Here is a 15,065-nt window from a genome sequence, read left to right on the forward strand (position 1 = left end):
GAAAGGCAAGATCTGATGTTTCGCGGCAGAAGCATCAACATCCGTTTGGTGATGATGGCGGAAGGGAACCACGCGTACCCATCCCGAACACGAACGTTAAGCCTTCCAGCGTCGATGGTACTTGGACCGCAGGGTCCTGGGAGAGTAGAACGTCGCCAAGCAAGCTCACCCTGGGTGAGCTTTTTCTATGAAAGTGACTTCAGCAAGCAGTGGGGATTAGCCAAGCGGTAAGGCAACGGACTTTGACTCCGTCATGCCTAGGTTCGAATCCTAGATCCCCAGCCATTGCCATGTGCCCTTAGCTTAGCCGGATAGAGCGTTTGACTACGAATCAAAAGGTCGGGAGTTCGAATCTCTCAGGGCACGCCATTCATCTTCACCGAGTTACAAAGTGTGCTGAGATTTAGATTCGAACGTTAGAGTTCGTCGGAGCTGCGCTTCGAAAGCGCAGTCGGCTAAAAGCCGCATCTCTCAGGGCACGCCATTCATCTTTACCGAGTTACAAAGTGTGCTCCAACAGGCCATTTTATCCCGGGACGTAGCTCAGCTTGGTAGAGCACCTGGTTTGGGACCAGGGGGTCGCATGTTCGAATCGTGTCGTCCCGACCATATGCGTATGTAGTTCAATGGAAGAATTCCAGCCTTCTGAGCTGGCGGAATGGGTTCGATTCCCGTCAAACGCTTATCGATCCGTAGAGATCAGTGTACGAAGAGTGAAAAACGAAAGCCCTTCATCATCCGGGCTTTCGTTTTTTGTTTATGCCGGGGAGAGAGCCGGGATCCTATTAGAAGGAGATGCTATAATAGTCTCGTAAGTGTCCTAACCATGTGATGCGGCATTTGATTTAGTTGAAAGGGTTTGTCGGATATGAAAGCAAGTGACGATTTTTTTACCCGAAACATCAAACAAAACGGAGTTTCTTTAAATAACGTCCAGAAGCAGGCAGTTCTTCAAACGGAGGGAGCCTTGCTTCTTCTGGCCTCTCCGGGATCCGGGAAAACGACCACGGTCATCATGCGGATCGGCTACCTCATTGAAGAGAAGGGAGTTGTCCCGTCCCGCATTAAGGCGATTACATTCAGCCGCGCGTCAGCGGCGGATATGAAAGAGCGGTTTAAACGTTTTTTCCCTGATCTTCCGCCGGTTGATTTTTCTACGATTCACAGCATGGCCTTCGAGGTCGTTCGGGAGCATTTCCGTAAAACGAGGACGGCCTATCAAATCATTGAAGGCGACATCAGCTTGGAAGAACTGGGCGATTTGGATTCCGATAGTCCGCCTTTACATAAGAAGTTTATTTTACGGCATTTGTATAAAACGATCGCCCGCGAAAACATCACCGATGATCAAATGGACGAGCTCACCACCTACATTAGCTTCATCAAGAACAAAATGATTCCTGAAGACGAATGGTCGAACGTTCCATGTAATGTGAAGGAAGCGGGGCGAATCCTGTGGGAATATGAGACTTATAAACGGTTAGGCTCGAGCAAGCTGCTGATTGATTACGACGATATGCTGACCATCGCGAACGAGGTGTTGGAGAGGGATCGGGAGCTGCTGCGCAAATATCAGCAAAGGTACGATTATGTGCTGACCGATGAAAGTCAGGACACGTCGATGGTACAGCACGCCATTGTCGAGAAGCTGGTAAGGGAACATGGCAATCTGTGTGTCGTAGCCGACGATGATCAATCCATTTACAGCTGGAGAGGCGCGGAGCCTGCCTATTTGCTTAACTTCAGGCAAGTGTACCCGAATGCCGTTACGCTCTTCATGGAGCAAAACTACAGGTCATCGCAACATATTGTGAAAGCGGCCAACCAATTCATAAAACGAAACAAAAATCGGTACGATAAGAACATGTTTACTCACAACTCATCGCATAAGCCGATCCGAATCAGGAGCTTTGCCGATTACCCTTATCAGACGAAATACTTGGTCCAGGAAATCCAAAAGGTTGAAAGTCTTCGCGATGTGGCGGTGCTGTATCGAAATCATTCCTCTTCCATTCCTTTGATGAACGAATTTGACCGCGCGGGGATTCCCTTTTATATGAAGGATGCTGACATTCGTTTTTTCTCTCATTGGGTCGTGAAAGACATCTTGAACTTCATGCGAATGACCTTTACGGACAAGCGCGTTGATATTATGGAAGAAATTCATACCAAGCTTAACGGGTATATTACCAAGCAGCAGATGGCGGTACTGAAGGGAATCGACAATAACGAATCCGTCTTTGATAATTTGCTGAACTACGTCCCGCTGCAAGATTACCAGCGTAAACAGGTGCAGGAAGTCAAAGAAACCTTGCAACAGATGAAAGGCATGCCGCCGCTTGAGGCAATCCGGGTAATTCGAAACCGGCTTGGCTACGAGAAAGCCATCGACAAGATGTGTGAAAGGCTGGGATTCAGCAAGGAATACTTGACCGGTATTCTGAACACGCTGGAAGCGATCGCGGATACGCTCGAAACGATGGAAGATTTTGCGAAGCGGCTGAAGCACTTGGCGTCTCTGATGAAAAGCTCAAAGTCCAATAAGGACCACAATGCGGTGACCTTCTCCACCCTTCACAGTGCAAAAGGTCTGGAGTTCGAGCGGGTATATATGATCGATCTGATCGACGGCATCCTGCCCGCTTCCGCGGACATGGAGAAAAAGGCCGGAGGGAATCAGGCCCTCTTGGAGGAAGCCGTCCGTTTATTCTACGTCGGCATGACCCGGGCGAAAAGGGAACTGGAGCTGCTTACGTATCAAAAAAGGGATGGCGAAAAAGTAAAAGAATCTCCGTTTGTTGCGGACGTTCGCAGCATCGTCACGCCCGACAAGCCGCTGCCCAAACAGGAAGCGTCCGTCCAGGCAAATACGGTAAAGCCCGCGGTTCCCTTCAACCCGAATGCGATAACGAGCGCGGCTCAACTGAAAATAGGGCTGACGGTTCAGCACCGGTCTTGGGGGCGGGGGGAAATCGTCCAGCTGTCGGGGGAACGAATGGACATTCGCTTTCAGGCCGAGGTTAAGAAGCTTTCGGTTAAAGCTTGCTTGGAAATGGGGCTCCTGGAGCCGGGATGAATCTTTACAATCTCTTCGCATGCGGATGACATTCCGGAAACAATGCGCTGGTAAAGTAAAAATAGAAATGTGAGTTCCTTATACGAACCGAATAGACAAGGGTAGGAGACAAGGAGAAAACCCTTCATTGCAGCAATTGGATGAGTCGTCAAGTAAAGACTCTCCGGTTTCGTTTGCTGGATGAAGGGTTTTTTTGTGCTTTCCGAAACTGTGTGCGGGAGGGGTGGTAAGGCCGCCGCGCTTTGATGAACAAGCAGTCTGACCAAGGATGAAAGGGATGAGGGAAATGAACAGGTATAGGAAGTTATTCCATATGTGGATCATCGTCGCTTTATTAAGCGGCATGCTCCAGCTTAGCGTGCTGCCAGAGCAAGCTCAAGCGGCAGACGCGGGAAGAAAAACGCTCGACGTGAACAAAACGCGGCATGCTCCTGTCATTGACGGCAAGCTCGATGAATCCATCTGGAGCATCAATGAGCGTTTGGACAGACGGATAGGGGAAGGGGGGTTCCAGGAATCCCGCTTTGGCCTACTGTGGGATAACCGTTATTTATATATCGGCGTGAAGTCCGATGACGCGAATTTGATTCATAATGGCTCCGGGTATTGGTTCGAGCAGGATGGCGTGAACATTTTTCTGGATCCGACACAGCATCAGTCTGCGCCGTTTGCCGAGGGCGACATGCAGATCGGCTTGATGTATCAGCCGGGAACGACGACGCCGAAGCTGCAATTCGGGGCTGCGCTGAGCAATCACAGCGGCAAGGATGAGAAGAAGATATTAAGGGCGATTCAAACGACAGCTTCCGGCTGGTCGCTTGAAGTGGCGGTTCCTTGGGACATGCTTCATTTTGACCCTATGCTGAACAAGCGGCTCGGTTTGGAGATCGGCACAACCGACCGGTACGGCGACGATACAAGCCAGCAGCGGACAAGCTATTGGAGCGCCTATAACTCCAGCTCGTTCTGGAACGATACGAGCGGCTACGGTGTCGTGACGCTTGTAGACGGCAGCCCGGTTTCGGGGGATGTGAATCCTGTTCTTCTTCAGGAACATTTCGACGGCTATGCGGCAGGCAGCCTTCCTCCCGGCTGGATCTCGGATGTGAACAGCGGCAGCAGCCCGTTTACAGTTGTGCAGGATACCTACGGTAACGGAAGAATGCTATTTGACGGGAAGGCGTCGGGGAAGCAGGCCCGGGTCATCGCGCCCATTCAATGGGACAATTATGAGATTGAAGCGGATATGAGATTCGAAGGCGTGGTGAATGCCCAAAGATGGGCGGCGCTCATGTTCCGTGTGCCTTCTAACGGCAAGGTCCCTTACGATCAAATGGCTGTCCGGCAGAACGGCACTTATGAAATGGCTTATCGGAAACCGGATGGAAACTGGTTTTCACCGACGCCGATTTCCGGCATGTGGAAGCCGCTGACGTTAAATGAGGACTACACCTTGAAAGTCCGGGTATTCGGGAACAACGTCAAGGAATATATAAAAGCGAAAACCGATGCCGACTTTACGCTTTTGACGGACCAAACGTTAGGGTCAGATGTGCTCTTGGAAAAAGGCAAAATCGGATTTCAAGCGGACCAAAGCAAGGTTTCGTTCGACAACTTGAAAGTGACCCGAATTACGGCCGACAACCTGTATATGACGCTGCCGCCTACGATGGAGGCTCTGTCTGGCGCGGTTAATGTGACGGCCAGTGTATATTACTCCGACGGTATTACCGAAGCGGTGCCTTCCGGGATGCTCAAGTTGTATACATCGGATGAGAGTGTCATCAAAATCGTAAACAATCAAATCAATCCGCTCAAACCGGGTAAAGCGAAAGTGACGGCGATCTACGCCGATGCCGAATGGTCGCAGGAAATAACGGTAACGCCTTCTGCAGTCGGGGCCAAAGTAGTATCGCTTCAGCACGAGAGCGGTTATGTGCTGTCAGCCGCTGCGGGTCAACCGATCGAGCTCGACTCGATAACGCTGCGTGCGGACTACAGCGATTTTACATCGGGGCTGATGAAGGGAAGCGAAGTAAACTGGACTTCCGTCGATCCCGCTGTCGTGATTCATAGCGGCACAATGAAGGTACAACAAAAAGGCGTGTACACCGTAACCGCGGAAAAAGATGGTGTCCAAGTGTCCATACGGGTCGTAGCCAAGAATGCCGGCGACAGCGATTATGTGCTCTATGAAGAAAATTTTGACGCGCTTGCGAACGGAACGCTGCCGCAAGGCTGGACAAGAAAACAAGGGACAACTGCCGGCGCGGCGGCCGTGAATAACGGCGCATTTGAAATCGATGCAAGCGCGGCTCCCGACAACCCTTCGAGAGTACTGCTTCCCGATTATTTAGGGGCCTTCGGCAATTACAAGATCGAAGCCGACATTACGCATCTGGCGGCCAATAACACAGCGAGATGGAATTCCATCATGTACAGAATTCAGAACGATAATTACCCGTATTACCAGATGGCGGTCAGGCAGGATGCGACGGCGGCCAACGGCGTCGAATTTGCGGAGCGGACGCCTGCCAATGGTTGGAACGTCATGGAAAAAGGATCGTACACAGAAGCTATCAATCCGAATAAGCTGTACCATTACACGATACTAGCCTATGGAAACCGGGTGCAGGAATGGATCGGCAGCCAGCTTGTTATCGATACCGACCGGGCAACCAGCTATGCGAAGGGAAGAATCGGACTTCAAGCCGACGGAAGTAAAATGAAAGTGGACAATATCCGGGTCACCCTGCTGCAAACTCCGCTTCCGGCTATCGTGGATCCGTCGGACCGGTTCGTTCAGGTGACGGAGCCGGATACGAAAATCGCGATGGCGCCTACGGTAGTGGCGGAGATCACAAGTCTGGAGAACTTGGCCGGCTTCACCGGTCCTACCTTGCCGGCAACGGTCATTCTGCATGTGAACGGCGACCTGAAGGTGACCAATCCGACGGGCGAGAAGGAAATCGGCAGTCTCGATTCGGTTCTCGGCACGATTGGAACGAGGATGATTCCTGCCTTTTACGTGAAGGATGAGCTCTCCGTTGAGCGGTTGACGGAGTATTTAAAGAGCATCGGACTTGAAGACGCCTTTGTTGTTTCGAATAACGGAGATTTGATCAAAAAAGCGAGAACCGCTTATCCGATCATTCGCGGTATCGTCGATTTTACATCGGAGACGAATGGGTCCGAAGATCGATTGATCGATATCCGCAGACAAACGACGGCCAGCTTGGCCAAGATCGCGCTTCTGCCGCAGAGCGCCGCAACGCCTGACAATGTGAACTACCTTCAACAGCGGATGGTCTCGATCTGGACCAAGGAAACGGCGAATGCGGCTGACGAGAGCATCGCGATGCATCGTCTGATTACGGCCGGAGTGAACGGGATTGTCACCGACTCGCCGGATAAGGCGTTCGACGCTTTCAAGGTATATACCCATGACTTGACGCTGATCCGCAAGCCGTATATGATCGGCCATCGCGGATTGCCGACCAAAGCTCCCGAGAATACGATAGAAAGCAACCTTCTGGCGATTCAGGCGGGCGCTGATTTTATCGAGAACGACATGTATCTTTCCAAAGACGGGCATTTGGTTATCGTACACGATACCGATTTGACCCGCACGACGAACGGATCCGGGAATGCGGAAAATTACACGCTTGCGGAATTGAAGGCGCTCAATGCCAACAAGCCGATGCCGGCGGGCTACCCTGACGTGAAGATTCCGACCCTGGAGGAGCAGATCGATCTGGCCAAAGCGCACGGGAGAATGATTATGGCCGAGATCAAGACAAGCACCCCTAACGCTGTCGGCACCTACGTCCGGGTAATTAGGGAACAGGATGCCGAGGCGCTGATCGATACGATGTCTTTTCATGCCAGTCAACTGAAATTGATGGCTCAGCTGATGCCGGAGATGCCGCTGGGTTTACTGGTCAGTGCCGGTACGGTCAAGCAAGCCGATACGCAAAAATCTTTGCGCGATGCGCTCATGCTTGTCCAGCCGCTGAATGCTACTTTTAATACGGGCTATGACAGGGAGCTGAACAAAAACTTCCTGGAGGCCGCGAAGCACCGGGGGTTGATCGTATCCCCATGGACCTACAATAACAAAAATGATTTCATCAACATCTTTAAAAGCGGCGTCTATGGCATTACGACCGACTATGCGGACTGGGCCTCAGACTGGGCGGCTGCGCTCAAACCGGTGAATGACAAGTTCGTCCTGCAGCAGAACGAAACCATTCCGTTATCGTCCTATATCGTAACCTTTAAGGGTGAACAAAAGGATGTTCAGCCTGACATCGTATTGTTGGACGGACTGGATACGGTAGAAGCGAACGGCAGCATGCTTACAGCGAAGAAGCCCGGCAGAGCGCATGCCTTGCTTCGCTACTCGTTTGTTATCGACGACAACAATAAGTACGACCTCTATACGCAGCCGGTTCTCATTCATGTGGAGTCCCATAATGCCGATCTGGCAGGGTTAGAGGTGAGCGCGGGCACCTTAACGCCGGCATTTGCTCCGGATACGACAGCGTATCAATGGACGGTTGGCCGCAGCGTAAGCACAATCCGTGTAACGCCAACGGCCGCCGATGCCTGGGCGACGTTGAAAGTGAATGGTGTCCCGACCGTAAGCGGCGCGGTATACGAGGCGGCGCTCAAGTATGGAACGAACCGGATTGCGATTCAAGTGACGGCGGACGACAACACGACGACCAAAGAGTATGTGCTGAGCGTACTCCGGCCCCAGCCTGACGACGAATCGAGCGGCGGAACTTCGTCGCCTGCTCCGTCTGCCGGCGCTCCATCAACCGGCGATGGCATTCGTGACAAAGAAGAAGACGGCAGAAAAATCGCACAAACTACAGTCGACGACGCGGCGATTCGAGCCGCCGTGAACAGAGCCGGCCAAGGCAGCATTACGCTGCAGGCCGTGGAAGAAGGCGAAGACATCGATCAAGCGATGATTTCGTTAACTCCGTCAGCGCTTCAAGTCCTTCAGTCGCAGCAAGCGGGCAGCACCGTCGTGTTCAAGACGAATCTGGGTGCATGGCAGCTTCCACTGGAGCAAATCGATGTCAGGGCATGGGCGACCAGGCTGGAAGTATCGCCGGACAAGCTCCATGTAACCGTCCAGATGACCAAGGATGACAAGGCTAAATCGGCTGCCGAAGCGAACGGCTTGCAGGTGCTCGCCTCCATCGAATTCAAGTTAACGGCGGCGGCGGAGAATGGAAGCAGCAGTGAAATCTCAAGCTTTAGCCGGTATGTGCCCAGAACGATGAAGCTGAACGGGCCGGTGAATGAACAGACGCTGGCAGCTGTGCGGGTTGAAACCGATGCGAACGGAAACACCGTGTATCAGCCGGTTCCGTTTGCTCTTGCGGATGGCGAAGCGGTTCTGTACAGCAGGTCCAACAGCACCTATATGCTTCTGGACCGCCGTGTAACCTTTAGCGATTTGAGCGGGCATTGGGCTAAACAGGATGTAGAGAGAATGGCCGCCAAATGGATTGTTCAAGGTGTCGATGACGACAAATTCGCGCCGGACCGGGAAGTCACGCGCGCCGAATTTGCCGCGCTGCTCGTGAGATCGCTGGGGCTGGCCGCCGCAGCTCCGGCAGGCGCAACGTTCAAGGACGTCAAGCCGGGGGACTGGTTCGCGAGCGCGGTAAATACCGCGGCCGCTAACGGGCTCGTCACCGGTTACGAAGACGATACCTTCCGCCCCTACGGCTATATCTCGAGGCAGGAAATGGCCGTCATGATTTACCGGACCATGCAGTTTGCCGGTTATCGCGCAGCAGATCCGGCCGCCGGCAACGCCTCTTTCTCCGATGAATCGGTGATTGCTGCTTGGGCGAGGGAAGCGACGGCCAAACTGGCGGGCCTGCAAATGGTGAACGGCGTGTCAGCGAATCGTTTCGCGCCGGAAAGCACGGGAACGAGAGCGGAAAGCGCGGTGCTGCTGAGCAGAATGCTTCGTTCCATCGATTTCTCCAACTAACGTAAGGCAGATAGCTGTCCCCACCACGTTTGGATATGGTGGGGACTTTTGAATATTAACACTCCGCAAACAATCGAAGGGTATAGTGGTAGTAAGCAAGCCTTGGAGGTGCACACGCATGAGCAATTATCCGATCATCGCTTCGGTTACGAAAGAGGAGCAAATTTCGAAAGTGCTGGAAAGCAGCGTCACGCGCGTGAATTTAATGGCAGGACATATCGGCAATCTGGAATCGATTATTCAACACATTCATGAAACAGGGAAACAGGTTTACGTCCATTTGGAGATGGTTTCGGGTTTGGGCAGGGATGCGCATACCGTCGAATATTTGGCAGCGAAGTTCAAGGTGGACGGCATCGTAACGACGAAGTCGAACGCGGTCGCTGCGGCCAGGCAGGCGGGCATCAGAAGCATTCAGCGCATCTTTGCCATTGACACTGCGGCCGTTCAAACGGCTGTTCGAATGATTGCGGGATCACATCCGGATGAGGTCGAGCTTATGCCCGGGTTAATGCCGAGGGTCATTCGCGAGCTGAAGAACACGATCAAGCAGCCGCTGATTGTCGGGGGATTGATCCGTTACGAGGAGGAAATCAGGGCTGCGCTGGAAAGCGGTGCAGATTTTATTTCCAGCGGTGATCCGTCCATGTGGAAGCACCCATTTGCACGCTGAAATTTACAAAACCTATGAACGGATTTTATCGTCCCTTGACAAAACTGCCTTATACTAAGTTTATATCGAACATATTTGCTGGTTACGATGGGTTGAGAACAGGAGAAAACCCTTGTTCAGTAAAATGTAAAAAAAAGCCGGGGCATCTGTGCGATGTGTCCGATGACGCTTATTTTACATTTTCGGACAAGGGTTATTTTTATTGGAAAGAGGTAGAGCGGTGACAGAACAGGGGACGCATCAGAAGAACGGGTTCCAGCCTTGCACAGGGGATGGCGCCAAGGAAGAAGGGCGGGTAAAGAAGCGCCCCGCCGGTTTGAATCAATTCGAAGGTTATTTGTTCGATCTGGACGGCACTGTGTATGCCGGCAATTCGATACTGCCGGGCGTGCTGCCTACGCTGAACAGGCTTCGCGAACAGGAGAAATCGCTGCTGTTCGTGACGAATACGACGATTCGCACCATCGAAGAGGTGCAGCAGCGGCTTGAACAGCTCGGGGTCGCATGCAGCGAGGATGAAATTATGACGGCGCTCAGCGTGGCCGGACTGTATTTCGGGGAGCATGAGCCGGGCGCCAAGGTGTTCATGATCGGCGAGCGGGCCATGAAGCTGGAGCTGGAACGGTACGGCGTGGAGACGACCGAGGACGCGCTGAGCGCGACGCATGTGCTGGTCGGATTGGACAGGCAGTTTACGTATGACAAGCTGACTCAAGGCATGAATGCCCTTCGCAATGGGGCGCTGCTCCTTGCAGCCAACCCGGACCCGTTCTGCCCGATCGACGACGGAGCGATTCCGGATACGTGGTCGCTGGTGAAGGCGCTGGAGACGGCGAGCTCACGCGAGACGTTCAAAGTGATCGGCAAGCCTTCCGCCTATTATGCGGAAAAGGCGTTCGAGAAGCTGTCTGTCGACCCCGGACGGTGTCTGATGGTCGGAGACCGGATCGAAACCGACATCCGCTTCGGCAAAGCGAGCGGCATGTATACGGCGCTTGTTCTGACAGGAGCCGATTCGCGCAAAGACATCATGTTGACGGGCGTCGAGCCGGATTACGTACTCGCTTCGTTAAGTGAAATTATCGGTGAACAGCGGCTATATACCGGAAGAAGCGGTACCAGCTGATACGCTGCATCAGGGGATTGTCCGAGCTGGATCATACCGGCAGTAACCTTCATTTGGCGAAGGATCTACATAAAACAGAATTTTAGGGAGGAATTTATCTATGAAAAAAGTATTGCTATCCGTGCTTGCGACAACATTCGTCCTGTCGGCTTGCGGCCAAGGAACAGCCGACAAGCCTGCAGCGCAAAACGGGAACGCAAGCTCAAGTCCGGCCGAAACGGCCAAAGCCGCCGATAAGCCGGTAGACGTGCAGTTTTATTTTCCGGTAGCCGTCGGCGGTCCGATCACGAAGCTGATCGATAAATTGGCCGACGATTTCCACAAGGAAAATCCGAACATTACCGTGAAGCCGGTCTACGGCGGCAGCTACCAGGATACGATGACGAAAGTCGCGACGGCTGTGCAGGGCGGTAATTCGCCGGATATCGCGGTCCTCTTGTCTACCGACTTATACAGCCTGCTCTCGATGAATGCGATCGAAGACTTGACGCCGCGGTTTTCCAAAGATTATTTTAACGGCTTCTATGAAGCGTTCATGGGCAACACCAAGTCCGGCGATACCGTATGGAGCGTTCCGTTCCAGCGCAGTACGATCGTGATGTACTACAACAAGGATCTGTTTAAGAAAGCGGGACTCGATCCGGACAAGGCGCCTGCCAACTGGAACGAGCTGAAGGAAGCCGCCAGCAAGCTGACGGTCAAAGACGCATCCGGTAAAGTGACGCAGTGGGGCATTGAAATTCCAAGCACCGGCTATCAATACTGGATGCTGCAGGCGATGTCGCTGCAAACAGGCACGAACATCATGTCGAACGACGGCAAGAAGGTCTATTTCAATAAACCGGAAGTGCAGGAAGCGCTGCAGTTCTACACGGACCTCGGACGCAAGGATAAAGTCATGCCTGAAGGCACATTGGAATGGGCGACCGTACCGTCCGATTTTATCAGCGGCAAAACCGCGATGATGTTCCATACGACAGGCAATCTAACGAAAGTGAAGACGGATGCGAAATTCAATTTCGGCGTAGCTTTCCTGCCGGCTAATAAGCAATACGGGTCTCCGACAGGAGGCGGCAATCTGTACGTGTTCAAAAACATTCCGGAAGAGCGCAAGGCAGCAGCGGTGAAATTTATCGAGTTTCTGACGAAACCGGAGCGGGTAGCCCAATGGTCGATCGATACGGGGTATGTCGGAACGACGAAGGCTTCCTATGAAACCGATTTGCTGAAAAATTACGTGAAAGATTTCCCGCAGGCGGCTGTGGCGAGAGATCAGCTGCAGTATGCGGACAGCGAACTGTCGACGTACCAAAACGGGCAAGTGACCAAGCTGTTTAACGACAATATTCAGGCTGTGCTGCTCGGTAAAATGACGCCTAAAGAAGCGCTCGATAAATCCCAGCAGCAGGCTGACGAAATTCTGAAAAGCTTCCAGAAGTAGCAGTCAATCACAGCCGAAACGGACGGGATTATCACGGCATAGGTGCCGTAGTAATCCCGTCCGTTAGGCAGTCGCGAACAAGCAGGACGTAGAAAAAGGGGGATTCGAATGATACAATGCGCGCCGGGCGCCAAACGAAAAATCAACTGGAGAGAGAACGGCTTCGCTTACGCGCTGCTTCTTCCTTCGCTTGTGTTTCTGGCTTTGTTTACCTTCTATCCGACGATTAAATCGGTGTATGTAAGCTTCTACAGCTCGAATTTGTCCGAAAGGAAGTTCGTCGGCTTCGACCAATATGTACAGGTGTTTCAGGATGATGTGTTTATGAAGGCGCTCGCCAACAATTTACTGCTCGTTCTTGGCACCGTGCCGGTAAGTATTTTGCTGGCGCTCTATCTGGCGGTTTGGATCAACAATAAGCTGAAGGGGACAAGTCTGCTGCGCGCGGCGTTTTTTTATCCGACCTTTATACCGATGATTGCGATCGCCAACATCTGGCTGTTTATCTATACGCCCGACTACGGATTGTTGGATAAATTTATCGGTGTCTTCGGCTTGACGGGGTACAATTGGCTGGGCGATCCGGATTGGGTCATGCTGTCGATGATCGTCATGATCATCTGGAAGGAAGCGGGGTTTTTCATGATCTTTTATTTGGCAGGACTGCAGAACTTGCCGAGGGAAGTGTACGAAGCTGCGGAAATGGAAGGCGCGAGTCCCTTCCAGGCTTTTCGCAAGATCACCTTTCCGCTCTTGATGCCGACAACGCTGTTCGTCATGGTGATTGCCACAACGAACTCCTTTAAATTGGTCGACCACTTATACATCATGACAAAGGGAGGCCCCAATAACGCGAGCAATTTGCTGCTGTACCATATTTATGAGACGGCGTTCAGCTTTTGGGATATGGGCAAGGCGTCCGTGCTGACTGTCGTGCTTCTCGTTATTTTGCTTGTTATTTCCGTTTTCAATTACGCCTATCTGGACAAACGGATCCATTACTAGGAAGAAGAAAGGAGTTCTTCTATGGTGGCACGAGCGATCAACCGTTCCATTATCGTATTGTTGGGGATGGCCTTTCTGGTTCCGCTGGTTTGGACCGTTGTCACATCGTTTACTCCCTCAAGCGAAGTCATCACAAGAATCAATCCGTTCGCGATAGAACATCCGACGTTTGCCAATTATATATCGGCATGGACGACCATTCCGTTTCTTCGGTACTACTCGAACACGATTTTGATCGTTACCGGCATTTTGGCGGTGCAGCTGATTACGGTTACGCTGGCTGCTTACGCGTTTGCACGGTTGCGTTTTATCGGACAGGGCGTCGTCTTTATTCTCTTCTTGACGCAGATCATGATTCCGCCGGACATTCTGATTTTCCCGAATTATTCAACGATGAAAGAGCTCGGCTTGATTGATAACAAGCTGGCAATTATGCTGCCTTATTGGGCTTCCTCGTTCGGCGTGTTTCTGCTGCGGCAGACGTTCAAGCAAATTCCGCTTGATTTGGACGATGCGTCTAAGGCGGACGGAGCCAAATGGTGGCAAACGCTGTGGCATGTATATTTGCCCTCGGCGAAACCGACTTATATCGCATTCGGGCTCATCTCGGTCAGTACGCACTGGAGCAATTTCATGTGGCCGCTTATCGTAACCGACTCGGTGGAAACCCGGCCGCTGACCGTCGGCATCGCCATATTCGCCCAATCGTTCGAGACGGGAGCCCAGTGGGGAACCGTAACGGCGGCGACGCTGCTGGTTATCCTGCCGCTGCTGCTCGTATTTTTCGTCTTCCAGCGTCAGTTTGTCGAGAGCTTCATGCATTCCGGATTAAAGTAAAAGAACGAAACATGAGAAGAGGGATGGAAGGATGATCGGGATGAATTGGAATCGTAACACGCCATGGGTATTTGCCCATAGGGGGGCGTCAGGGGAAGCGCCGGAAAATACGCTCGCTTCATTCCGGCAGGCGATCCTGCAGCAATGCGATGTCATCGAGCTGGATATTCATTTGACAAGCGACGGGCATGTCGTCGTCTGTCACGATGAAACGCTCGACCGTACGACGGACCGGAGCGGAGCGATTGCAGAGCTGACGCTGGAGGAAATCCGCCGGGCGGATGCCGGTTCCTGGTTTGACCCGGCTTTTGCAGGCGAACGAATTCCGCTGCTGCAGGAAGTGCTGGAGCTGGTGCCGGCTGAGATCGGCTTAAATATAGAGCTGAAGATGAGCTGCGGCGGAAGATTGGAAGAGGCGGCGATCAAGCTTCTCCGCGAGAACGGACGGCTCGATTCCGTGCTGTTCTCCTCCTACGATCACAAGCTGCTGCACCGGATCAAGCAGCAGGCGCCTGAAGCGCGCATCAGTCTCGTTTACGACTTCAAGCCGCTTCATCCGCTCTCGCTTATCCGTGATTTCGAGCTGGATGTGTTCGCCGTGTCGCTGTATCACGGGATGGTGGAACAGGAAGACGTCGAGGCCATTCGCAAGCATGGCAAGCATGTCATCGTGTGGACGGTCAATCAGGAGCCTGCGATGCGCCGGATGCTGGATTGCGGGGTTTCCGGCATCATCACCGATCACCCTGCCCTGTTGAAAAGTTAGGAGCATGGATAAGCACGAAAGTAGCTAGTGCCTGGTAACAGCGTAAACTTGCGCATGTTGCTCAGGCGCCGGCTTTTTTTATTTTCAAAGTCCGCGGTAGTTAAAAGTGATGGTCTAATGCC

8 protein-coding genes, 4 tRNA genes and 1 rRNA gene are annotated in these 15,065 nt (G+C 52.5%); all 13 read left to right on the plus strand.

Annotated features, from left to right (window positions below; genetic code table 11):
- The first annotated feature begins 44 nt into the window (after positions 1-44).
- The 13 genes from rrf to JMF85_RS09165 all read left to right on the plus strand — a co-directional run bounded on the left by rrf (position 45) and on the right by JMF85_RS09165 (position 14,943).
- A 5S ribosomal RNA gene (gene rrf / locus JMF85_RS09105) occupies positions 45-161 on the plus strand.
- Positions 162-210: 49 nt separating this feature from the next.
- Positions 211-285 (plus strand) — tRNA-Gln (locus JMF85_RS09110).
- 7 nt (positions 286-292) lie between these two features.
- Positions 293-369 (plus strand) — tRNA-Arg (locus JMF85_RS09115).
- Between the two features lie 163 nt (positions 370-532).
- Positions 533-609, plus strand: a tRNA-Pro gene (locus JMF85_RS09120).
- A gap of 3 nt (positions 610-612) precedes the next feature.
- Positions 613-683 (plus strand) — tRNA-Arg (locus tag JMF85_RS09125).
- A 185-nt stretch (positions 684-868) separates the two neighbouring features.
- Positions 869-3,076, plus strand: coding sequence for an ATP-dependent helicase (locus JMF85_RS09130; RefSeq protein ID WP_127605035.1), 2,208 nt, complete (start codon positions 869-871; stop codon positions 3,074-3,076).
- Positions 3,077-3,389: 313 nt separating this feature from the next.
- On the plus strand, positions 3,390-9,095 hold the full coding sequence (locus JMF85_RS09135; RefSeq protein ID WP_230876085.1) for a glycerophosphodiester phosphodiesterase family protein: 5,706 nt from the start codon (positions 3,390-3,392) through the stop codon (positions 9,093-9,095).
- A gap of 118 nt (positions 9,096-9,213) precedes the next feature.
- Positions 9,214-9,768 (plus strand): glycerol-3-phosphate responsive antiterminator, encoded by a 555-nt coding sequence (locus JMF85_RS09140; protein ID WP_054800343.1) that lies wholly within the window; start codon positions 9,214-9,216, stop codon positions 9,766-9,768.
- A 220-nt stretch (positions 9,769-9,988) separates the two neighbouring features.
- Complete coding sequence (locus JMF85_RS09145; protein WP_236595796.1) at positions 9,989-10,894, plus strand: HAD-IIA family hydrolase; 906 nt, start codon at positions 9,989-9,991, stop codon at positions 10,892-10,894.
- Between the two features lie 100 nt (positions 10,895-10,994).
- Complete coding sequence (locus tag JMF85_RS09150; RefSeq protein WP_127605031.1) at positions 10,995-12,335, plus strand: ABC transporter substrate-binding protein; 1,341 nt, start codon at positions 10,995-10,997, stop codon at positions 12,333-12,335.
- A 108-nt stretch (positions 12,336-12,443) separates the two neighbouring features.
- Entirely contained in the window at positions 12,444-13,340 is an 897-nt protein-coding gene (locus JMF85_RS09155) for a carbohydrate ABC transporter permease (protein WP_127605029.1), read from the plus strand.
- A gap of 24 nt (positions 13,341-13,364) precedes the next feature.
- The gene (locus JMF85_RS09160; protein ID WP_127605070.1) at positions 13,365-14,177 is read left to right on the plus strand and encodes a carbohydrate ABC transporter permease; all 813 of its coding nucleotides are present in this window, start codon (positions 13,365-13,367) and stop codon (positions 14,175-14,177) included.
- 40 nt (positions 14,178-14,217) lie between these two features.
- A complete protein-coding gene (locus tag JMF85_RS09165; RefSeq protein ID WP_127605027.1) occupies positions 14,218-14,943 on the plus strand; it encodes a glycerophosphodiester phosphodiesterase in 726 nt (241 codons plus the stop codon).
- Positions 14,944-15,065: the final 122 nt, after the last annotated feature.

Origin of the sequence: Paenibacillus sp. EPM92 (assembly GCF_016586185.1) — a bacterium.
Taxonomy (GTDB): Bacteria; Bacillota; Bacilli; order Paenibacillales; family NBRC-103111; genus Paenibacillus_G; species Paenibacillus_G validus.